18 protein-coding genes and 1 tRNA gene are annotated in these 22,030 nt (G+C 68.2%); 9 read left to right on the top strand and 10 right to left on the bottom strand.

The genetic code is table 11. From position 1 onward, the window contains the following. Nucleotides 1-158: 158 nt before the first annotated feature. Nucleotides 159-827: an ankyrin repeat domain-containing protein gene (locus tag EVS81_RS01340; RefSeq protein WP_205879368.1), complete on the top strand. Its 669-nt coding sequence runs from the start codon at nucleotides 159-161 to the stop codon at nucleotides 825-827. Nucleotides 828-1,813: 986 nt separating this feature from the next. Next, the gene (locus EVS81_RS15980) at nucleotides 1,814-5,773 is read left to right on the top strand and encodes a DUF5979 domain-containing protein (RefSeq protein WP_240740040.1); all 3,960 of its coding nucleotides are present in this window, start codon (nucleotides 1,814-1,816) and stop codon (nucleotides 5,771-5,773) included. A 38-nt stretch (nucleotides 5,774-5,811) separates the two neighbouring features. On the opposite strand, the gene EVS81_RS01325 is transcribed toward EVS81_RS15980, so the two are convergent. Together EVS81_RS01325 and EVS81_RS01320 are read right to left on the bottom strand one after the other, a co-directional pair. Then, entirely contained in the window at nucleotides 5,812-6,753 is a 942-nt protein-coding gene (locus EVS81_RS01325; RefSeq protein ID WP_130108795.1) for a ThiF family adenylyltransferase, read from the bottom strand. Next, the gene (locus EVS81_RS01320) at nucleotides 6,753-7,478 is read right to left on the bottom strand and encodes an N-acyl amino acid synthase FeeM domain-containing protein (RefSeq protein ID WP_240739911.1); all 726 of its coding nucleotides are present in this window, start codon (nucleotides 7,476-7,478) and stop codon (nucleotides 6,753-6,755) included. Before EVS81_RS01320 ends, EVS81_RS01325 begins: the two co-directional genes overlap by 1 nt. A gap of 335 nt (nucleotides 7,479-7,813) precedes the next feature. On the opposite strand from EVS81_RS01320, the gene EVS81_RS01315 reads away from it, so the two are divergent. Next, on the top strand, nucleotides 7,814-8,635 hold the full coding sequence (locus EVS81_RS01315; RefSeq protein ID WP_240739910.1) for a hypothetical protein: 822 nt from the start codon (nucleotides 7,814-7,816) through the stop codon (nucleotides 8,633-8,635). A 41-nt stretch (nucleotides 8,636-8,676) separates the two neighbouring features. On the opposite strand, the gene EVS81_RS01310 is transcribed toward EVS81_RS01315, so the two are convergent. Beyond that, nucleotides 8,677-11,007: an EAL domain-containing protein gene (locus tag EVS81_RS01310; protein ID WP_130108792.1), complete on the bottom strand. Its 2,331-nt coding sequence runs from the start codon at nucleotides 11,005-11,007 to the stop codon at nucleotides 8,677-8,679. Nucleotides 11,008-11,223: 216 nt separating this feature from the next. Between EVS81_RS01310 and EVS81_RS01305 the strand changes: the two genes are divergently transcribed. Further along, nucleotides 11,224-11,649, top strand: a complete 426-nt coding sequence (locus EVS81_RS01305; RefSeq protein WP_130108791.1) for a DUF1801 domain-containing protein — start codon at nucleotides 11,224-11,226, stop codon at nucleotides 11,647-11,649. A 3-nt stretch (nucleotides 11,650-11,652) separates the two neighbouring features. On the opposite strand, the gene orn is transcribed toward EVS81_RS01305, so the two are convergent. Then, the gene (gene orn, locus EVS81_RS01300) at nucleotides 11,653-12,303 is read right to left on the bottom strand and encodes an oligoribonuclease (protein ID WP_240739909.1); all 651 of its coding nucleotides are present in this window, start codon (nucleotides 12,301-12,303) and stop codon (nucleotides 11,653-11,655) included. Between the two features lie 63 nt (nucleotides 12,304-12,366). Here orn and def point away from each other — a divergent pair, with 63 nt between their 5' ends. Further along, a complete protein-coding gene (gene def / locus EVS81_RS01295; RefSeq protein WP_130108789.1) occupies nucleotides 12,367-12,930 on the top strand; it encodes a peptide deformylase in 564 nt (187 codons plus the stop codon). Between the two features lie 58 nt (nucleotides 12,931-12,988). Here def and EVS81_RS01290 read toward each other — a convergent pair whose 3' ends face one another. The 3 genes from EVS81_RS01290 to EVS81_RS01280 all read right to left on the bottom strand — a co-directional run bounded on the left by EVS81_RS01290 (nucleotide 12,989) and on the right by EVS81_RS01280 (nucleotide 14,928). Continuing rightward, nucleotides 12,989-14,188, bottom strand: coding sequence for an MFS transporter (locus tag EVS81_RS01290; protein ID WP_130108788.1), 1,200 nt, complete (start codon nucleotides 14,186-14,188; stop codon nucleotides 12,989-12,991). A 59-nt stretch (nucleotides 14,189-14,247) separates the two neighbouring features. Then, nucleotides 14,248-14,320, bottom strand: a tRNA-Arg gene (locus EVS81_RS01285). 38 nt (nucleotides 14,321-14,358) lie between these two features. Then, nucleotides 14,359-14,928 carry an HhH-GPD-type base excision DNA repair protein gene (locus tag EVS81_RS01280; protein WP_130108787.1) on the bottom strand — a complete coding sequence of 190 codons (570 nt, stop codon included), beginning with the start codon at nucleotides 14,926-14,928 and terminating at the stop codon, nucleotides 14,359-14,361. Between the two features lie 140 nt (nucleotides 14,929-15,068). On the opposite strand from EVS81_RS01280, the gene EVS81_RS01275 reads away from it, so the two are divergent. Next, on the top strand, nucleotides 15,069-15,713 hold the full coding sequence (locus EVS81_RS01275) for a LysE family translocator (RefSeq protein ID WP_130108786.1): 645 nt from the start codon (nucleotides 15,069-15,071) through the stop codon (nucleotides 15,711-15,713). 23 nt (nucleotides 15,714-15,736) lie between these two features. Here EVS81_RS01275 and EVS81_RS01270 read toward each other — a convergent pair whose 3' ends face one another. From EVS81_RS01270 to pepN, 3 genes are read right to left on the bottom strand one after another with little or no spacing between them, the layout of a single operon-like run. After that, nucleotides 15,737-16,183, bottom strand: a complete 447-nt coding sequence (locus EVS81_RS01270; protein ID WP_130108785.1) for a globin — start codon at nucleotides 16,181-16,183, stop codon at nucleotides 15,737-15,739. Further along, entirely contained in the window at nucleotides 16,180-17,094 is a 915-nt protein-coding gene (locus EVS81_RS01265; protein ID WP_240739908.1) for a mechanosensitive ion channel family protein, read from the bottom strand. Before EVS81_RS01265 ends, EVS81_RS01270 begins: the two co-directional genes overlap by 4 nt. Then, nucleotides 17,095-19,656 (bottom strand): aminopeptidase N, encoded by a 2,562-nt coding sequence (gene pepN, locus EVS81_RS01260; protein WP_130108784.1) that lies wholly within the window; start codon nucleotides 19,654-19,656, stop codon nucleotides 17,095-17,097. Nucleotides 19,657-19,784: 128 nt separating this feature from the next. Between pepN and EVS81_RS01255 the strand changes: the two genes are divergently transcribed. From EVS81_RS01255 to EVS81_RS01245, 3 genes are read left to right on the top strand one after another with little or no spacing between them, the layout of a single operon-like run. After that, entirely contained in the window at nucleotides 19,785-20,405 is a 621-nt protein-coding gene (locus tag EVS81_RS01255; protein ID WP_130108783.1) for a mycothiol-dependent nitroreductase Rv2466c family protein, read from the top strand. 41 nt (nucleotides 20,406-20,446) lie between these two features. Further along, nucleotides 20,447-20,938, top strand: coding sequence for a ribose-5-phosphate isomerase (locus EVS81_RS01250; protein ID WP_130108782.1), 492 nt, complete (start codon nucleotides 20,447-20,449; stop codon nucleotides 20,936-20,938). A gap of 4 nt (nucleotides 20,939-20,942) precedes the next feature. Continuing rightward, nucleotides 20,943-21,938, top strand: coding sequence for an Fpg/Nei family DNA glycosylase (locus EVS81_RS01245; protein WP_130108781.1), 996 nt, complete (start codon nucleotides 20,943-20,945; stop codon nucleotides 21,936-21,938). Nucleotides 21,939-22,030: the final 92 nt, after the last annotated feature.

Raw genomic sequence — 22,030 nt, 5'->3', positions numbered from 1 at the left:
GTGAGCCTTTCATGAAGGCCATCGAGACTAGCTACCCTGAGTGGAAACCAAACTGTAGGTCAGGTCAGTCACCAACTCATGCAGCAGACCCAGTTGCCGACTCTTGCAACGGCAAGTGATGTAGATCCGGCAGCAGTAGTTCTGGTTACACCGTCCGAATGTCGAGCGTAGGGTGGCAGTTGGAAGTTGATTGGCCAGGCGTGATAGAGGCGGGACTTCTCAGGGAGAGTCGCGTCGACAACATCAACCGTCTTGCGGACGTTGCCAAAGTCGGCAATTGGGAGGTGGTATTTCGTCTTTTTGATCGAGAGCGATCTCTGAGCGTAAATCAATGGAGAATCGCTGGTGACTCTTGGTTCACACCACTTCACCAGGCAGCTTGGCTCGGCGCCTCATCGGAGGTCGTGGATGAACTCATCCGCCGCGGAGCATGGCGTTCGTTACGGAACGCTGAAGGCGATCGTCCAATCGTTATTGCTTTGAAACGCAATCATCAGCATCTTGCTGATGCTCTGACCGTGCGTGATCTGAGCGACAACCAGTTGCGAAAGTTTGCTGCATGGGACAAGCACCTATCTGAACTGATTCAGGAACGTACCGAGTCTTTGGAGCCCGTAAAGATTCGGCCAATCCCTTCCGAGATCATCGCGTTGGAGACATTGGACAATCTGTACTTTGGTTATCCAGGTATGTACGGCGGCTTCTCGATGTCGATATTCAAGGGTCGATTGCTGGTTGAGAGTTGGAGCCGAGTCGTTGACGGTTCAGGCCAGGCCCATGTCATTACCGAGAGCGGTTGTGTGCTTGTCGAGGAAGGCTTCGTTTAGATTCTCATGGTCGAGGCTTGATCGACGAGTGCACCAGCTGCGACTAAGGAGATGCGAACCTGCTTACGGTCGACACCGAGAGTGCGTGAGATAGCGCGCATTGAGATGCCACCGCCGTGCAGCTTCACTATCTCTGCGGCTTCCTCGATTGTGAGGCCGTGCTGGCGGCGCACGACGTTGCTCCGGGTGAGATGCTTCGAGACGGTTGCACGGTGCACACCATACTTCTGGGCTAGGTATCCGACGCTGAGACCAGTGAGGTAATCGTCGACAAGACGGTCTACTTCTGCGGGGGTGAGAAAGGTTTGAGGTTTCCCGATCCTCCGGACACAGGGCCCTCGCGCGTCCTGAATCGGGGTGTTATCGGACCGCTGTGACACTCGGTATGCCCCTCGTTTCCAGCGGGAAATCAAGGATTTCAGCTTCGGACTAGGGTTCGAGAACTCTCTACGCAGGGACCCCGATCAGTCTGCCCCGGCGCATGTGCCGGGGCAGACGTGCGTTCTGACGCGGTGCGCGCCGCTGCTCGGGCTGCGCACGTGCGCGGCTTCGCGACGCGGTCGAGGCGTTCCGGCTGACCCAGCCGCGGACGCCGACTCGGATGCGGAGCTGCGACTGCGGAGCTGCGGCCGCGCGCGCTCATGCGCGGCACTGGCCCGCGAAGCGCCTCAGTCGGCGCCGAGCGACGATCACCTGCCGATCGACTGCCGACCCGTCAACATTCGGGCCTCGGTCTCGATGTCGCGGACGACGCGCCCGGTGGACCGCGCTGATCTTCACCATCTGCGATCAGGACAGCGGCGTATGGGCGGGACATACGCGCACACAGCGTCTACAAGATACCTACTCGCAGATCTGCACTACTCGCTCCAGGAGTCATGACTACGCAACAAGGTATATAGCTCCGCACGCACGCCCCAACGGAGCGTTCACTTGAAGTCACTCACGATGTGTAGGGACTGTGTGTATTGAGGGGGCTGTTGAAGATGTGGTTTCGATGGATCGCCGGAGGCGTCGCTGCGCTGCTCTGGATCGGCGTGATCGCGGCGCCAGCGAGCGCCGAGAGCGTCGTGGCCGTGGAGATCGAGCAGACCTCTGCTGACACCCTCCCGTCTGGGAGCGACTTCACGTACCGGGTGACGCTGTCCTGCTCTGCCCTGGACTCCGAGGTCTGTCTGGAGGGCGGCGAGGTGCACATCCAGATGCCGAATCCCGCACGTGGCACCGTCACGCTGCCGAGCGATCTGCCCCCGGAGATCCTCGGGGCAACTGTTGTTCCGTCGTCGCAGGTGATCACGGTCTCGCTCGCCGAGATGGGCGCGGAAGGCGGGCAGATCTCCTTCGAGTTCTTCTACCGGGCCCACCTGTGGCTTCCCGATGGGACGCAGTGGACGGTGCAGCCGGTGCTCACGGCGCAGAACCTTCCCGCATCCGTGCCGGGGAACACGGTCACGAGCACCGTGACTGCGCAGCGCACACCGGCCGCAGCCGGGAAGACCGTGTCGAGTACGGCACCGTACCCGGGGGAGGAACTGACATACACCCTGACGTACGACTGCGGGGTGTCACCGGCCGCGGGCCACGAGCGACCCGTATCGGTGACGGCCCGGGACACGCTGCCCGCCGAAGTGGAGTTCGTCGCCTTCGTGTCGGGCCCGGGGAGCTACGATGCCGAGACGCGCGAGATCATCGTCACCACCTCGAGCCTCAGCTGCAGCCCGGGGGCCTCTGCCCTGACCACGTTCAGAGTTCGAGTGCTCGCAGACGTCGCACCCGGCACGGACATCGACAACTCCGTCGATATCGAGTTCGCCTGGGCGGCCGGCGATCGCACCCACGACACCGCGTCCGTGACCTCGACGGTCGCGGAGCGGGAGCCCGCGACCGGCGAGTTCTCCAAGGGGGCGATCGGTGGGCCGAACCTGCCTGCGCAGACGACCTACCCCGGACGATGGTTGCAGGGCAGCAGCCTGAGCGAGTCGAGCTACGTCCTCACGATCGGGACCGGCGGAGGGCAGCACACCCGGGTCGAGTGGGAGGTGGAGGACGACATGCCCTGTCTCAGCGGGGGCACCCTCCACGAGAGCCGCACCGACGGCGAGCTCTGCGAGACGCCGGCGTGGCATCCGTATGCGATCTACCCTGGGGGCGTGGGAACACCGACGATCGAAGCGGTGCTGACCGACGGCTCGACGATCACTCTGCCGGTGGTTTCGGGCAAGGCCGAGGTGCCTGAGAACGCGATCGGGCGGGTGTCTCGACTGGTCTTTTCCAAAGTGCCCGGCGCGCTGTTGCGCTACACGATCGGGGGATACGCCGACGAGTCCACGCGCCCGGGCGATCAGCTTCGCAACACCGCCACCGCTCAGTTCACCGACGCGCACACGGGTGCCCCGTCGAATACAGTGACTCGGCAGGCGACCCTGAGCATCACGGATCGAGCAGTGGTCGGTCTGACCAAGAGCAGCAGTGCCTCCGCCGCGGGCCTCGAGTGGACACTGAACGCTCAAGTCTTCACCCCGCGCGCGTTCGAGAGCGACGTCGTGATGACCGATCTGATCCCCGTGGGTGCCTCCACGGGGCTCGTGACCGGCGACTCGGTTCCGGTGCTGATCAGCACCCACGGGCAAGGCGCTTCTCAGACGGATGCCGAGATGTATCCGGCGGAGGTGCTTCACGACTTCGGCGGAACGGGACGGGAGCTGGTGCGCGTCACGATCCCGGCCGAGCACCTGAACGCGCATATCGCGAGCGATGCCGCCGGATTGTCGATCCGCCTGTGGCTGACCCCCGACGTCACGCTGCCGGGTGTCTACGCCAATGAGGCCGGACTATTCGCGAACCTTCCGTCGCCGCAGTTCCTGTCGGGATGCAAAGCTGCAGACGCGAAGGATCTCGACGGTGACTCCTCGACTGTGGACTACTGCCGCGCTACGTCCTCGTACACCGTTCCCGAAAAACCAGGTCAGCCCGGCTCGTCCTCACAGCGACTCATCAAAGAGGTTAAGGGCGATCTGGATGCGGGATTCGCGAGGCATCCTGCGGTCGGACAGATCTCATCGGTCGGCGGCAGCGCCGTCTATCGCGTCACCTGGATGAACGCGCACGGTGCGTCGGTCGACGACGCGGTGATCTACGACCTGCTTCCCGCGCCCGGTGACCGCGGCGTGAGCGTGGGGCAGGCCGACACGGAACGGGGCAGCACCTTCCGACCGGTGCTCGCGGGCATCATGGATCTTCCTGCCGGGGTGTCCGCGGAGTACTCTCGCGCGGACAACCCCTGCCGAGACGAGGTCTTCCCGAATAGCGCGAACACCGGATGCGTCGACGACTGGTCGAGTGCGACGCCCGAAGATCTGAGCGAGGTCACCGCGCTGCGCTTCCGCTCGGCGAACGCCTACGCCGCCGGGAGCGGGTTCTCCGTCGAGTTCGAGATGCAGGCGCCCCGAATCGGTGCCGAGGATGTGGCATGGAACTCTGCCGCGGTGTCGGTGAGAAACCCCGCCACCGGTCTGCGCATGAATGTGCTGGAGGCACCGCGGGTGGGCGTGGAACGGGATGAGGAGCGTCTCGTTGCGCCCGGCTGGATCATCATCGACAAGACACTCGACGGTGTCGGCGCCGAGCCGTTCGGAACCGACGATACCTTCTCGTTCTCGGTCGCCTGCACGGCGCCGGGCGATTGGAGCTACGAGACGTCGCTCACGATCGACGCCGAGGGCCAGCGCGACCTGGCCTCCGAGCCGATCGGCCCGATCGAGCCGGGTGCGGAGTGCACGGTGAGCGAGACGGGCGCCGGGAGTGCGGATCCCGAATCGCGTCCAGAGCCCGTGCACGTCCTGGTGCCCCTCGACGAGGCAGGTCTTGCGGGAGAGACGGTGCGCGTCTCCCTGACGAACCGCTACTCCGCGGGTACGCTCTCCGTCCGCAAGCTCGTGGAGGGCGATGAGGAGGCCCTGATCGACGCAGCGGATACGGACTTCGAGTTCTTCGTGAGCTGCGAGGTGGAAGAACCCACCGGGGATGAGGAGTCCGTCTGGTCGACCGTCTACTCCGGCCTCGTACGCCTGCGCGGGGGCGAGACCGTGAACGTGTCCGAGGGCGGCTCGCCGCTGCCCCTGCCCATCGGTGCGCATTGCTTTGCCGTCGAGACGGACGACGGCGGCGCCACGAGCACGCGGATCGACCATGCGTCCCGCGACACGGCGACCATCGTGCAGTCCGGGCAGCCGGACTCGTGGCAGGAACTGCAGATCACCGCCGTCAACACCTTCCTCTGTGCAGACGAATCCTGCTCCGGGGGAGGAGAGCCGGAGCCGCCGGAGAATCCGGAGACGCCGGAGACGCCGGAGACGCCGGAGACGCCGGAGACGCCGGAGAACCCGGAGAATCCGGAGAATCCGGAGACCCCGGAGACCCCGGAGACCCCCGAGACCCCCGAGACCCCCGAGACGCCTGAGAATCCTGAGAATCCTGAGAATCCGGAGACCCCCGAGAATCCTGAGATCCCGGAGACGCCTGAGAATCCGGAGAATCCGGAGACCCCGGAGACGCCTGAGAATCCTGAGACGCCTGAGAATCCTGAGACGCCTGAGAATCCTGAGACGCCTGAGACCCCGGAGAATCCGGAGACGCCGGAGACGCCGGAGACGCCGGAGACGCCGGAGACGCCGGAGACCCCGGAGACCCCGGAGACGCCTGAGTTCCCGGAGACGCCGGGCATCCCCGGCACCCCCGGCGGCGGAACCGAAGCAGCGGACCTCGGCACAGGCCCCGACGCAGCAGATGCCGGGCAGAAGCGTTCTCAGAACGCGGGCACGTCGCCCGAGGTGCCGCTCCTCGCAGTGACCGGAGGGCCGCTATCGGAGTCGCTGCTCGCCGCGGCGATGGCGCTCCTCGCCCTGGGCGGCATCGTCTTCGCCCGACAGCTGAGGAGGCGACGGTGACGCTCGATGCCCGCAGCGGTGCATCGGTCGTGAGCTCCTCAGCTTGCGCGGCGCGCGATATCGGCGAGGGTGTAGCTTCCGAGCGGGTTGAGACCGAGTCGCTGCCGCGCGCTCGCGATCAGCACGTGGCGCATGAACGATGCCCGGCCGGCGCGCAAGGTGCGCGTGCGCATCAGATAGGCGTCCGTATACGCCACGCGAGGCGCCCAGATGGGGGAGCGGCGGCGATTGGTCACCCCCGCGGTCAGATGGAGGAACGCCTGCGTGCTGCCGATCGCCGATGCGAGATCCACACCCACGGAGATGGACGGGAGCGACGCGGGCTGCTCCCCGTTCTCGCCCTGCACGGCCTGCAGTGATCTCAGGTCGGTGTAGGGCGGGATGTAGGGCAGACAGCGGGCGAGATCCACGCCCGCGCCGGCGATCTCGTCGAGCGGGGTGTCGGCCGAGAACCCCATGAAGCGTTCGAAGGTCCATGCGGAGTCCGGCGCGAAGGAGGTCACCTGCGCGGCGAAGCCGACGTTCATCACGAGCAGGTCGGGAATGCCCTGCGCCCTCGCGCGGCGGGCGATCAGGGTGCCGATCTCGGGCCTTGTCAGCTCGGACTCGTCCAGTACCAGCGATGCGTCGCGCATGAACGGCTCGATGTTCTCCGGTGTGACCCCGCTCAGGAAGATCTCCACTTGGGCATCCGGATTGATGTCGAGGACGCGATCCCGAAAGACCTCCGCCTTATTGCGGCCGCACGTCGACCCCGAGGCGCCCTCGACGCGGTTGATGTTCTCGGGTTCGAAGACCTCCGGGTCCGCGATGCTGAACCGGCTGACGCCCATGCGCGCGAGCTTGAGACCCAGCTGGAAGCCGTCGCCGCCGACACCGCCGATCGCGACCTTCGCCGCGACGAGCGCCTCCTGCTCGGATTCGCTCCAGAACCCGTAGTTGCGCGAGAACTCGGGGGAGCGGACGTTCCTGCTCCCCATCAGGCCGCGCGCTCCTTGCGGACACCCTTGTACGTGCGGCCGAAGTAGGCCATCCCGGGCTCCGCGGCGCGATACTGATCGATGAATCCGGCGTTGTGAGCGTTCACCCGCTCCACCGACGCGGGGATGTCGATCTCGATGGGTACGTTGTAATCGAGGTAGTGCTCCACGTAGCGCAGCTCGCCGATGCGCGAGATGGCCAGCACGCCCTTCACATGACGCTCGAGCCACGGCTCCAGGATCGCGAAGGTGCGGTCGAGCTCGTGCGCCGAAAGATACGCGAGCATGAGCGCGAAGAGGTGCGCCTGCACGAGGTTCTGCATCGCTGCGGTCTCGTGGCGGGCGATCACCCGGGAGACCTCGACGCTCTCGGGGCCCAGCTCTCCCGGCGCGAGCACGTCGGGGCAGAACTCCTCGACCGGGAGCGGGCGGTGCTCCCCGCGGAGGATGAGACGCGCCACGCCGACGATGCGCGCGCCGGTCTGGTGGTTCTCGATCACCGCGAACGTGACGGACCGCTCGTCGTCTTCGTCGCGGTCCGTCCCGTCGTCCTGGAGCTCGCTCTCCGCGAGTTGGCCGGTCTGATCCACGTACACCTTCTTGCGCAGATGGAAGTGCGCGGCGTACTCGGTCTCGAGGCCGGGGAGCGGCACGCCGTTCCTGGCGATCAGACCGCCGGCGAGCCGGGCGGTGGAGTGCTCCGAGAAGACGCTCGATTCGATCACGGGAATCACCTCGTGATTCGTGACACTTCGATCAATGTGGGACAACGCCGGGATCCTCCTGGAAGCCTCGGAGGCGAGAACCGCTCCGGACAGGTCGTGTATCCCCCGGTTCGTGTGCGCGAAGGACTCGTTCGAACACCTATTGTGCACCATTCGGGGTGCGTGCCGCGCACCCCGTGCCGACGTGTCGGTTCGAGGCGCACGACAGGTGTCCCGATTCCACGGCTCTTCGGGAAAACCCGCGATGAGGCGCGCAAATTGATACGATGGAGCAACGAGCAGGTGGGAATTGAGGTGCAACGGTGCCGGAAGACAGTTGGAATCGGGCGAGCGGCTTGCGTGATCAGACCGGAATCGACTCGGTACGCAACCGGGTACTGCACAGCGCCATTCTGCATGTCGAGTCCTCGGGGCTCACGCTCGGGATCGATCCGGTATCGCTCGAGCGGCTCTGCTCCGATGCCGGCGTCTCGATGAAGCAGTTCGGCAAGACGTGGGCGTCGACCGACGCGTTCCTCGGCGATCTGTTCTGCGAGCTCGCCAATCAGGCTCAGATCGATCGCGCGGATACCGAGACCCTTCTGACGACGTGGCAGTACCTCAGCATGCGCGCCGACGACCTCCGCTCCGTCGAGGGACGGCGCAGCGTGCTCATCGACATCATCCGCACCGCCGCCGAGTACAACTTCGACGTCGTCACGGCGTCGGCGAAGTGGCGCACCTACGCGGCGCTCTCCACCACGATCCTGTCCTGGCCCGAGAGCGCCGGACGCACCCGTGTCCTCGACGCCCTGCGGGCGAGCGAGCTCGCGTTCGTCGAGACGATGGAGAGCTTCTACCGCAACGTGCTGCCGACGATCGGCTACCGGCTCAAGCCCGTGTTCCACAACGATTATCAGGCGTTCGTTGTTGCTGCCGCCTCCGTCATCGAGGGGCTCGGCATCGTGCGCGCTACCGTCCCGGCCCTGGTCGAGGCGCACTTCGACATCCCTGCCGAGCCCGAGCCCGAGACCTGGTCGGTCGCGTCGCTCGCCTTCATCGGTGTGCTCGACGCGTTCTTCGAGCTCGATCCCGACTTCGTTCCCGAGCACGCGATCGCGCGTGTGAGCGGGGGCGTCGACGTCACTCCGCAATCTCAATCCGACGCCGACTACTGAGCCCGGCGGGCGGCCGCCGACGGCCCCGCGGGAGAGACCCGTCAGCGGCGGAGGGTGGCCTGCGTACTCGATCGACGGATGCGGTCCAGCGTCTGCGCGAGCGGGAGCGGCCGGCCGAAGTAGTAGCCCTGCGCATCGCGCACGCCGAGTTCGACCAGCACATCGGCCATCGCCCGGTTCTCGATGCCCTCGACCACGACCGTGTGCTGGAGATTGTCCCCGAATCCCTGCAGCGCTCTGATCACCTCGCGCTGGCGCACATCCTCGAGGTCGCTGATGAGGCTCTTGTCGATCTTCAGGATGTTCATCGGGAAGCGGACGAGCGCGCCGACGGGGGAGTCGTCCGAGCCGTAGTCGTCGAGCGCGATGATCACACCGGCCTCCTGCATGGCTTCCGCATCGCGTCTCAGATCGTCGGTCACCGAGCGCAGCGAGCGCTCGTTGAGTTCGATGCACAGCCTGATGTCGGGGTGCGCCGCCGCTGCGGCGCGGATGAAGGGCCCGAGTTCGGCTTCGCTGATCTGCCCCAGTTCGATGTTCACGGTCATGCAGTCGATGTCCGGTTCGAGACGTCGGAACTGCTCGGCCGCTTCGAGCGCCTTGGTGATGACCTGCTGGGTGAGCTCGTTCATGAGACCGAGGCTCTTGGCTCGCGCGACGAGGGACGGAGGCGAGATAGGGCCGAGCTCGGGATCGACATAGCGCACGAGGGCCTCGAACGCCCAGATGCTGCCGCGCTCGATGCTCACGATCGGTTGGAACGCGAGGCTCAGCCGGTTACCGCGAATGGCGCGGGCGACGATGTCGTTGGTGCGCGTCGAACGGTGCAGCGAGACGCTCACGCTGCTCTCCTCGAGGTGCCCGCCCTGGCGGCGCGAGCGCTTGACCTGCAGCATCGTCCGATCCGCGTCTTCGACGAGCGTCTGAGCGTCGAGCTCGCGGTGGCTCGAGAAGGCCAGGCCGGCGCTGACGATCGGGCGCATGTATCGCCCCTCCAGCGAGAGCGGCTGATTGATCTTCTCGATGATCCGGTCGGCCGACTCCTTCGCCTGTTCGAGGGAGACGAGCCCCGTGAGGATGACCACGAACTCGTCGCCGCCGACACGGGACACGAAGTCTCCGCCGCCCGCGCTGCTCTGCAGGCGCTCGGCGATCGCGCAGAGCAGTTCGTCGCCGGCGCGGTGCCCGAAGTTGTCGTTGAGTTTCTTGAAGTTGTCGAGATCGATGAAGAGCAGGGCGATGCCCTCGTGGTAGGGCCGATGCTCGTTCGCCTCGACGAGTGCCTTCTGGAATGCGCCGTAGTTCGGCAGGCCGGTCAGCGTGTCGCTGTTCGCGCGGCGTTCGAGTACGTCGACCTCGCTCTGCACCCGTGCCGCTTCGCTCGCGACGTGGGCGAGGGTGACGAGGGCGTGCTGGTCCTCCCGCGTGAACGGGCCGCCGCCGATCTTGCGCTCGGCGACCAGGTGGCGCTGGTCGCCCGATTCGAGGCTGACCGGCGCGCCGATCTCGTGCGCCTCGGGCGGCGCCTCCCGCAGCTCGACCGCATTCGCCCGCACGATGTCGCGTGCCCGCTCCTGGAGGGCGTCGGCGATGCCGCGTCCCGTCTCGCGGGGCAGTTCCACGGCCGCATCGATCAGGGCGTTCAGACGGTGCTCGATCGCGGTGTAGCGCTGCCGCTGCGCGAGCACGTACAGCAGCGAAGCCGTGAGCAGCACGACGAAGGATCTGCGGCTCGCCGCGGGATTGTGCTCGAACCACGGGATGAGAGAGGAGTTGACGTAGTTCATCAGGGTCGCGATGACCCCGATGCCGAGGACCACGAGCGCGACACGGGGGAAGCTGATGCTCGAGAGGCTGAAGCCGTGATCGGGGGTGGAGCGGGGCCACTGGCGCGCGCATTCGCCCAGCAGAAAGAGCAGGTAGTAGGCCGCGGCGGCCGCGACGAACGCGGGGAGCTGCCAGACGCCGAGCGCCGACAGCGCGCCGTGCACGGCGACGAAGGCGAACGCGCCCACGATGCTCGTTCCCGTGACGCTCAGTGCGTGCAGGGGGCTCCGGCGGAGGACCAGCAGGGAGATCGCCACGCCGAGGGCCCAGACGGAGACGCCGAGCACGGCGGACTCCGGTACCGGTGGAATCGCGAGGATGACGACGCCGACCCCGACGAGGGGATACCCGGCGGAGCGCCCGACGTGGATCGCGAACGGCGCGCAGATCACCACTCCGGCGATCGTCGCGATCACGTGGGTCCAGGATGCCGGCTCGGATCGGATGAGCAGGAACCAGCCGGTGCCGATGACGCCCAGCGCGATCGCTGCGAAGAGCACTGAGAGCGCGTTGCCCCGATTCGTCGCGCCTCTGCGTCTGAACACGGCCCCTCTTCCCATGTCTCGGCCTGCGCCGCGTCGGCGACGACGCGATGTGCGGCAGGATCAGCCGCATCAATCATGGCACGAGTGTCGTGCGATCATCGCGCATTGCCCGGGAACGGCGCAGATCCCACGGCACCGAACCCTGCATCCCCGGCCCGCGCGGCCTCGCCGCCGGATGCGCTTCCCCGAGCGGCTTCAGTGCGCGAGAATGGCGGTATGGCCGACGAGATCAAGACGCGACCGACCGATGCAGATGTGCGGGAGTTCCTGGAGCGCGTCACCCCGGCGAAGCGTCGGGAGGACGGTCTGGCGCTCGCCGAGATCTTCCGCGAGGTGACGGGGGAGGATCCGCGGATGTGGGGGCCGTCGATCGTCGGATACGGCAGCTACCGCTACGTCTCGCCCGCGAATCCACGCACGCGCGGAGAGTGGCCGAAGACCGGGTTCTCCCCGCGCAAAGCGCAGCTCTCGCTCTACGGTCTGAAGGACCTCCCGGCGGGGTCCGCGCTGCTGCCGCGGCTTGGCACCTACACCGAGGGGGCCGGCTGCGTCTACGTGAAGCGGCTCGAGCAGATCGACCTCGACGTGCTGCGCAGACTCATCGCCGTCGCCTGGTCGCGCGAGGACGATCCCGAGCCGTGAGTCTCAGGACTCGTTGCCGGGCTCCGGTCCGTCGATGATCCGGGCGTAGCGCTCGCTCGTCGCCCGCGAGATCCCGGCAGCCGCGTTCTTGTCCGGCCCGGGTCCGTCGATCATCACCGCCCCGCGGAAGTAGGCGAGTTCCTGGATCGACTCCGCGATGTCGGCGAGAGCGCGGTGTCCGCCCCGCTTCTCGGGCGCGCCGAAGTAGGCGGCCGGGTACCAGCGCCGGCTCAGCTCCTTGATCGTTGAGACGTCGATGCTTCGGTAGTGCAGCCGCTCCTCGAGGCGCGGCAGATACTTCGCGATGAAGCGGCGATCCATGCCGATGGTGTTGCCGGCGACGAGGGGCCGACGGCCTGCGGTGACGAAGCGGCTCAAGTACTCCAGCACCTGTGACTCCGCGGCCTCGAGGGTGGCGCCGCTCTCGATGCGGGGGAGCAGGCCCGAGCTCTCGTGCATGCCCCGCACGAAATCGTTCATGTTCGCGAGCGCATCGGCCCCGGGATTGATGACGATCTCGAACCCGGGATCGAGTGGCTCGAGCTCGAAGTCGGTCACGATCACGGCGATCTCGCACAGGCCGTCGCGATCGACGTCGAGACCTGTCATCTCGCAGTCGATCCAGACGATCTGATCCGCTGGCGTGTTCGACACGTTGCACTCCATTCACCCGCGTGGACCCGTTCAGTCTAGACGCTCACCGGTAGGCTGGAGTCCATGGCAGTGCTTCCCATCGTGATCTGCGGCGAGCCGGTGCTCCACCGCCCCGCAGCCCCCGTCACCGAGTTCGACGCCGAGCTGCGCACGCTCGTGGACGACATGTTCGAGACCACCGTCGCCGCGCCCGGCGTGGGGCTGGCGGCGCCCCAGGTGGGTGTGGGCAAGCGCGTCTTCGTGTGGATGTACGAGGATCAGGACGAGGCGCCCGCCCAGGGGGCGGCGATCAATCCCGAGCTGTGGATCGCCCCGCCCGATCCGGGCCTGCCGGGCGAGGACGAGGTCGAGGGCTGCCTGTCGTTCCCCGGAGAGCGCTTCGCCCTGCGGCGTTCGCCGCGCGCACTGCTGCGGGCTCAGGACGTCGACGGCACTCCCTTCGAGGTGCAGGCGAGCGGCTGGTTCGCGCGCATTCTGCAGCACGAGTTCGACCACCTGAGCGGGCTGCTCTACGTCGACCGCCTGGTGCATCCCGAGAACCGCGGAGCCCAGAAGGCGCAGCGCAAGAACGGCTGGGGCAAGCCCGGTCTCAGTTGGCTCCCGGGCGTCGACGACCTGGAGGGGTGAACGCGTTCGCCGGCGCGCAACCGCGGGGCGCTGCCGGGGATCGGGGGCGCGCTGCGGCTCAGCTCGCGGCGAGTCGTTTGGAGTCGGGCAGGAGCAGCCATGCCAGCATCGCTCCGGCGAGCAGCGCTGCCGTGATGCCGAAGGCCCATCCGAAGCCGGCGAGGTCGACGACCGCGCCCGCCACCAGCGGGCCGAGCACCCCGCCGAGGTCGCTCGTCATCGAGTACGCGGCGACGACACCTCCGCCGCGACGCTGCGCCAGCGCATCGGCCAGCACCGCCTGCTGACCGGGGTTGACGAGGGCCGAGCCCAGTCCCGCGGCGAACATCACCGCGAGCACCACCGGAATGGTCGGCGCGGCCGGAAGCGCGAGGTAGCCGGTGGCGAGCACCGCCGACCCGATCACGAGCATCGGCTTGCGGCCCACCGTGTCGTTCCACCGCCCCGATGGGAGGATCAAGAGGGCGTTGCCGGCGGCGTAGGCCGCGAGCACCCACGCCGCGAGCGCCGCGTCGCCGCCGAACGCCACGGCGACGAAGATCGGGATCACCGAGACGCGCACCCCGAACGATGCCCAGCCGAAGGCGAAGACCGAGAGCAGCAGCGCCCGGAAATGGGGGATGCGGAGCGCCGCGCGAAGCGTCATCGAGTCGTCCTCCGTCGCGTCGGGCCCGCTCGGGCGGGCCGCCGCCCTCGAGCCTCGCAGCGCGACCGCGACGACCGCCGCCGCCGCGAGCAGGGTGACGAAGTAGAACACGAAGGGTGCGCGCAGCCCGAACGACGCCACGATTCCGCCGAAGACGGGGCCGAGCAGGCCGCCGAGCAGGAAGCCCGCCGCGTTCAGGCTCGCGACGCGAGCGCGTGCGTGCGGCGGGCTCACTTTGATGAGCAGTGCCGTCGCGGCGACGGTGAACATCGTGGATCCGATGCCGCCGGCGCCGCGCAGCACGACGAACTGGGCGTAGTCGGCGGCGAAGGCCGCGGCGCCCGTCGAGACGGCGACGATCAGGATGCCGAGGGAGTAGGTGCGGCGCTCGCCGAGTCGCCCCACGGTCCATCCCGCGAGCGGAGCGGAGACGAGGCGCATGAGCGCGAACGCGCTGACGATGGCCGACGCCGCGAAGTTGGAGACCCCGAACTCGAGTGCGAACTGCGGGATCGCCGGTGCGACCACCCCGTACCCGAGCGCCACCGTGAACCCGCCGGCGACGAGCGCCCAGACCTCGAAGGGGAGCCGGGGTCGGGAGGAATCGCGCACCACACGATCCTAGCGCCGGGCGCGCGCGGGACCGCCCCTGTTCGGACCGGTGCTCGGAGTGCCCCCGGCAGGATTCGAACCTGCGACCGACGGATTAGAAGGCCGTTGCTCTATCCACTGAGCTACGGAGGCAACCACTTCAGCCTACTACGCGCAGCAGCGGGCGCGGGTCAGCCGCGCTTCGCCGCAGCCTTCGCCGCGCGCTTCGTCTCGCGCACCTGCAGCAGTGTCTCGGGAGACACGATGTCGGCCACACTGCGGAAGGATCCCTCGTCGCCGTAGGGCGAGGAGGCCTCCCGCCAGCCCGCGCCGGTGAACCCGCACTGCTTGCCGAGCAGCGCGAGGAAGATCCTGGCCTTCTGCGCGCCGAAGCCGGGGAGCGCCTGCAGTCGTTTCAGCACGGTCGGGCCGTCGGGCTCGCCCTGCGTCCAGATCGCCGCCGCGTCGCCGCCCCAGTCGTCGATCAGCGTGCGGCAGAGGGTCTGCACCCGACCGGCCATCGAGCCGGGGAAGCGGTGCACCGCCGGGGACTGCCGGAAGGCGGCGACGAAGTCGTCCGGATCCGTCTCCGCGATGGAGCGTGCATCGACCGCGCCGATCCGCTGCTGGATCTTGAGCGGGCCGGTGAACGCGACCTCCATGGCGACCTGCTGGTCGAGCAGCATTCCGATGAGGAGTGCGAGCGCATTGTCCGTGAGCAGGGCGTCGGCGGCATCGTCGTCGGTGAGGTGGAGACTCATGGCCCCAGTCTACGGCGCATCGCCGTCTGAGTCAGCGGTGCACGGCCCAGCGGTGCACGGCCCAGCTCCGCGAGCGTCTTCGGCCGCGCGCATCCCGGAGCGCCGGGGTCGGTGCGCGCCGACACGGTTAGGATCGAGGAATGGTGCCCCTCGAGAACCTGGTCGCGTTCGGGCTCGCGGCCTTCGTGCTGATCGTGATCCCCGGGCCGAGCGTGCTGTTCACGATCGGTCGCTCCCTCGCGCTGGGCCGCGCCGGCGGGCTGCTGAGCGTGCTCGGCAACCTCATCGGCGCCGCGGTGCTGGTCGTGGCGGTCGCGCTCGGGGTCGGCGCCGTCGTCGCGGCCTCGGCGGTGCTCTTCACCGCGCTGAAGTTCGTCGGAGCGGTCTATCTCGTGTACCTCGGTGTGCAGGCGATCCGGCACCGCGGCGATGCCGCGCTGCGCACGGCGACCCCGCTCCGTCTCACGCGGCGCAGGCAGACGCTGCAGGGATTCCTCGTCGGCGTCACCAACGCGAAGACGATCGTGTTCTTCGTCGCCGTGCTGCCGCAGTTCGTCAGCCGGGAGGCCGGTGCGATTCCGCTGCAGATGCTCGAGCTCGGTCTGGTGTTCGTCGTGATGGCGGCGATCTGCGACTCGGCCTGGGTGCTGGCGGCGAGTGCCGCGCGCACCTGGCTCGGCAGTTCGCCGAAGCGCATGGCCGCGCTCGGAGCCACGGGAGGCGGCGTCATGATCGCGCTCGGCGGCGCTCTGCTCTTCTCGGGACAGCGTCAGCCGTCGGTCTGAGTCTGCGGACGCGGCGCGGAGGATCACTCGAAGCGGTTCACCATCGCGAGCGCCGCACGTTCGATGTAGTCCCGAAAGGCGGCGTCGTGCATGGGCGGCAGCGCGATCTCGTCGAGCGCGGCGTGCATGTGCCTGAGCCAGTGCTCCTTCGCTTTCGGGGTCACGGGGAACGGCGCGTGCCGCATGCGCAGGCGCGGATGCCCGCGCTGCTCGGAGTAGGTGGCCGGTCCGCCCCAGTACTGCTCGAAGAAGGTGCGCAGCCGCCAGATCGCGCCCTCCCAATCCGCGTCGGGGTACATCGGTGCGAGCACGGGGTCGCGGCGCACCTCGCGGTAGAAGGCCCGCACGAGGCGGTCGAACGTCTCGGTGCCCCCGACCTGGGCCCAGACGGTGTCGGTGACCGCCGCTCCGCTCTCGCTCGAGCGGAGCGTGAGGCGGGGCTGCGGCGGATGGGTTGGATCGTGCGTCATTTCTTTCCTCCGGGGAACTGCGGCAGTTCAGTGGCGAGCTGGATGCCGGCCTCGGCGAATCTGCGGACGAGGACGGGGCGCATGGCCCGCTGCACGGCCCACTGCGCCTCGGGCCGCGTGCGGATCGCGAGGCGCAGCGTCGCACGGTCGCCGAAGGCGCTCTCGACGCCCCAGACCTCAGGTGCACCGGTGATCTTGCGGGCCGTCTCGGGCGTTTGGAGCAGCTCCTTCGCCGAATCGAGCGTGACGCGCTCCACCTCGTCGAGGTCGGCGTCGGCCTCGACCGTGATGTCGATGAGCGCGCGGCCCCAGCCCTGCGACGCGTTGCCGAGGGTGAGCACCTCGCCGTTGCGCACGAACCAGAGCGTGCCGTCGATGCCCCGCACCTGGGTGACGCGGATCCCGACGTCCTCCACCGTGCCGCTGATCTCGCCGACCGTGATCCAGTCGCCGACGCCGAGTTGATCTTCGAACACCATGAAGATGCCGTTGAGGATGTCCTTGACGATGTTCTGGGCGCCGAACGCGAGGCCCGCGCCGACGATGCCGGCGGAGGCCACCAGCGCGCCGACGTTCACGTCGAGCTCCGCGAGCACGAGGATCAGCGCGACCACGACGACGAGCCAGGTGATGGCCGCGCGCCCCACGGTGCCGAGGGTGCGCGTGCGCTGCACCGCGCGCGCGTTGACGTAGGGCGCGGCCTGCATCTCGGAGGTGGTGTCGACGTTCTGCGCGCGCTTCACTCCCGTCACGATCCGGGTGACGGTGCGCATGAGGACCCGCCGCAGCATCCAGTTGAGCAGCACGGCGAGCGTGACGATCAGCAGGATGCGCAACGGCACCTGATACGTCACCAGGAAGTCGCCGAACGCCTGCCACATGGCTTCCTCCACCTCCTCGACGCCGTCCACTCAGACCTCCTGGTCGACCCGCTGCGCGCGCAGGGCGCGCTCGACGCCCGCGAGATGCTCGGTGACCATGCGGCGCGGCGCGGCCGGCGCCTCGGGATGGGCGTCGAGCCAGGCGCGCGTGGCCTCCGCGAGCTCCGCGTTTGCGAGGGGAGCCGGATAGAAGCCCTCGATCAGCTCTTCGGCGATGGCGTAGCTGCGCGACTCCCACACCGGGAGCAGGGCCGCGAAGAAGCGCTCCACGTACGGCTCCAGCAGGGCGAGGTCGTGCGCGCGGGCGAACCCGAGCCCGGTGGCGCGCACGATCGCATTGGGCTTGTCGACCTGCTCGAACACCGATGCCCAGGCGCGCGCCTTGTCGGCGCTCGTCGGAAGGGCGGCGCGTGCGTGCGCCGCCGACTGGTTGCCGGTCGCGGTGCGGTCTTCGGCCAGGCGTGCCTCGATCTGCTGCTCGGTCGCGCGACCGCCGGCTGCGAGCGCGATGAGCAGCTCCCAGCCGAGATCCGTGTCGACGTCCAGGCCGTCGAGCGGGAGCGAACCGTCGAAGAGGCCCTGTACGGTCTCGAGCTGCTCCTCGCTGGCCGCTGACTGCCCGAACGCCTTGACGAACTGGAACTGGTTGTCGGAGCCCGGCTCCGCATCGACGGCCAGGCGCCACAGTGCATCGGCCACCCGCTCCAGGGTCGCCTGCCGCTTCGCCGGCGCCACGTAGGCGGAGGCGGCCAGGAGCAGCTGGCTCAGGAGGGTGCGCAGCGTGGTCGACGCAGTCTCATGCGCGACGTGCTCGAGCACGACGTCGACGAACCGGGAGGCCGGGAACTCCGCGTCGCGGGTCGCGTCCCACAGGGTGCCCCAGACGAGGGCCCGCGCCAGCGAATCCTCGATGGCGCCGAGCTGCGCCGTCGCGGTGCCGAGCGAGCGCTCGTCGAGCCGGATCTTCGCGTAGGTGAGATCGTCGTCGTTGAGCAGGAGGAGCTCGGGCTGCACCACCCCGGTCAGCTCGGGCACCTCGGTGCGGGTTCCCGCCACGTCGAGCTCGATGCGCTGCAGGCGGCGGATGGCGTCGCCCTCGCGCGCGTAGAGGCCGACGGCGATGCGGTGCGGACGGATCGTGGGGTACTCGTCGATCGCGGTCTGCTCGATCGCGAAGCTCGTGTACCGCCCGTCGGCGTCGAGTTCGAAGACCGGGCGCAGCGTGTTCACTCCGGCGGTCTCGAGCCACAGCTTCGACCACTCGGCGAGATCGCGCCCGCTCTGCGCCTCGAGTTCGGCGAGCAGATCGGAGAGCTCGGTGTTGGAGTGGTGGTGCTTCACGAAGTACTCGTGCACGCCGCGCATGAACGGCTCCCGGCCCACCCAGGCGACGAGCTGCTTGAGCACCGAGGCGCCCTTCGCGTAGGTGATGCCGTCGAAGTTGACGAGCACGTCCTCGAGGTCGCGGATCTCGGCGACGATGGGGTGCGTCGAGGGCAGCTGATCCTGCCGATACGCCCAGGACTTCTCGGAGGCGACGAAGGTGGTCCAGCACTCGTTCCACTCGGTCGCCTCGGCGACGCCCAGGGTGGACATGTACTCGGCGAACGACTCGTTCAGCCACAGGTCGTTCCACCAGCGCATCGTGACGAGATCGCCGAACCACATGTGGGCGAGCTCGTGGAGGATCGTGACGACGCGGCGCTCGCGCATGGCGTCGGTGACCTGGCTGCGGAACACGTAGGCCTCGGTGAAGGTCACCGCGCCGATGTTCTCCATCGCCCCCATGTTGTACTCGGGGACGAAGAGCTGATCGTACTTGTCGAACGGGTAGGGGTAGTCGAACTGCTCCTCGAAGAAGGCGAAGCCCTCCCGCGTCTTCTCGAAGATGTAGTCTGCGTCGAGGAAGTCGCTGAGCGAGGCCCTGCAGAAGACACCCAGGGGGATCGTGCGCCCGTCTCGGCTCGTGAGCTCCGAGCGCACCACGCTGTAGGGGCCGGCGATGAGCGCCGTGATGTAGCTCGACATGACGGGGGTCGGCTCGAAGGCCCAGACGGCGGCGGCCTCGCCGTTCCGCTCGCCCGCGGGAACGGGCTGCGGCGTCGGCTGGTTGCTCACGACCTCCCAGCGGGCCGGCGCCGTGATCGTGAACTGGAACGTCGCCTTGAGATCGGGCTGCTCGAACACCGCGAACATGCGGCGGGAGTCCGGCACCTCGAACTGCGAGTAGAGGTAGACCTCGCCGTCGGCCGGGTCGACGAATCGGTGCAGGCCCTCGCCGGTGTTGGTGTAGCGCTGCGTCGAGGCGATGCGCACGACGTTCTCGGCCGCGAGCGCGGGCAACTGCACGCGCGAGTCGGCGAACACTTCGGCGGGATCGAGCGCCGCGCCGTTCAGCTCCACACTCTCCACCGAGTCGGCGATGAGGTCGACGAAGGTCGATGCGCCCTCCGACCCGGAGAACCGGATGGTGGTGACGGCGGAGAAGGTCTCCGGTCCGGTGGTGAGATCGAGCTCCACCTCGGAGTGCTCGGTCGAGACGATGCTCGCCCGGTGGCGGGCTTCTTCGCGGGTGAGATTCGTTCCTGGCACTGCTGCTCCTGACGAGTGTTCTGCGGTCGTGACGGTTGCTGCATCCAGCCTATGCCTCACCCTCTGACAGCGGGCCGTGCCCGCGCCGGCGGTGGTGTGCGCGCCGGTCGGCCCGGTAGGCTGGCGGCATGAGCGCTGCCCCGCACCCTGCCGAAACGCACACGGTCGAGTTCTTCTTCGATCCCATCTGCCCCTGGTGCTGGATGACGAGTCGGTGGGTCACGGAGGTCGCAGAAGCGCGCGGCCTCGAGGTCGCCTGGCATCCGATCAGCCTGCGCATCATCAACGAGGCCAGTGAGCCGAGCCCCTACACCGAGGGGCTGCTGAACGGGCATCGCGCGGGCCGCGTGATCGAGGCCGCTCGGCGAGCGCACGGCGAAGCCGTGGTGGCCCGGCTGTACACCGAGTTCGGCACGCGGATCCATCCCGGTCGTCGCGACGATTTCGACGCGATCATCGCGGAGGGCCTCGCGGCGCTCTCGCTCGATCCCGCGCTCGCGGAGGCCGCCGATGACGAGCAGTACGACGCGCAGCTGCGGAGCACCACCGAGCACGCGCTCGAGATCGCGGGACCGGACGTGGGCGTGCCGATCATCTCGGTCGACGGCGTCTCGTTCTTCGGCCCGGTCGTGACCCCGGCTCCGACGGGGGAGCAGGCGCTGCGCCTCTGGGACGGCATCGTGATGGCGGCGAGCGTTCCGGGCTTCTACGAGTTGAAGCGCGGCCGCACCGCGGGCCCGCAGTTCTGACGGCGCGCTGCGCGCTGCCGGGATCCCGATAGTCTGGATCCATGCGCATTCACGTTGCCACGGACCATGCCGGACTCGAATTCAGCCAGCGGCTGCAGCAGCACCTGACGGAGCAGGGACACGAGGTCGTCGATCACGGCCCGCGGGAGTACGACGCGCTTGACGACTACCCGTCGTTCTGCATCAACGCCGCGCTCGGCGTCGCCCGTGACGAGCGCGACGGCGTCGCGGCCCTCGGGGTCGTGTTCGGCGGCTCGGGCAACGGAGAGCAGATGGCGGCCAACAAGGTGCGGGGGATCCGAGCCGCGCTCGTGTGGAACGAGTCGACCGCCACGCTCGCCCGCGAGCACAACAACGCCAACGTGATCTCCATCGGGGCGCGCCAGCATCCGCTCGAGGACGCGATCCGGTTCATCGACCTGTTCATCGCGACGCCGTTCCCCGGCGACGAGCGGCACGTGCGCCGGGTGGCGCAGCTCGGGGAGTACGAGCTCACCGGCGGCATCGCGGGCAAGCACGTCGACGAGCTGTAGCCGCATGCCCGAGGGTCACAGCGTTCACCGCATCGCCCGCCAGTTCCGCACGAACTTCGTCGGGACGCGTCCCGAGGTGACGAGTCCCCAGGGCCGGTTCGCGCAGGGCGCGGCGATCCTGAGCGGTCACGAGATGACCGATGCGCGCGCGGTCGGCAAGCAGATGTTCCTCGAGTTCGCGGGGGAGCGCTGGCTGCGGGTGCACCTCGGCATCTACGGCGCCTGGGACTTCGCGGGCGACGTGCGCGTCGACCCGTCGATCCAGATCCACGCGACGAAGTTCGGGCGGGGCAGGCTCGGCCAGACCGGCATGGCCGGAGCGATCGATCGTGATGCCGAGGACTCGGTCGCATCGATCGGGGCGCCGCGCCGCGCGCGAGTCGCGCACGTGCGCATGGCGGAGCGGGATCGGGCCGAGGAGGAGAACGGAGCGTTCCCGCCCGACCCGGTGGGGCAGGTGCGGGTGCGTCTGCTGAACGAGACGGTCTGCGCGGATCTGCGCGGGCCGACCGCCTGCGAAGTGCTCACGCCCGCCGAGGTCGATGCGGTCGTCCACCGCTTGGGTCCGGATCCCGCGAACGCCGACACACCGGAGGAGCGGCGGCGCTTCGTGGAGCGCGCGCGCAAGAAGCGCACGCCGATCGGCCTGGTGCTCATGGATCAGTCGGTGGTGGCGGGCATCGGCAACGTCTACCGCGCCGAGATGCTGTTCCGGGCGGGGCTCGACCCGCACACTCCGGCCAGCTCGCTCGATCCCTCGGTGCTCGAAGCGCTCTGGGACGACTGGGCGCACCTCCTGGAGATCGGCATCACCGTGGGGCAGATGATCACGATCGACGGGCTCGAGGGAGCGGACTACCGGCGCGCGCTGGCGGAGCGGGACGAGCGTCACTGGGTGTACAAGCTCGAGGGCACGCCCTGCAAGCGCTGCGGCACGAACATCCTGCTCGAGGAGCTCGGCGCGCGGAAGCTCTACTGGTGCCCGAGCTGCCAGTCCTGACGCCGCCGGGGGATCGGCGCTGCGCCTTGCTAGGCTGGAAGCACAGGTCGCCGCTTCGTCATGCGGCTGCGACCGGGGACGGATCGATCGAG

Origin of the sequence: Leucobacter triazinivorans, from assembly GCF_004208635.1 — a bacterium.
Taxonomy (GTDB): domain Bacteria; phylum Actinomycetota; class Actinomycetes; order Actinomycetales; family Microbacteriaceae; genus Leucobacter; species Leucobacter triazinivorans.
Note: the sequence above shows the minus strand (reverse complement) of the source record. Positions and strands in the feature narration are given on the sequence as shown.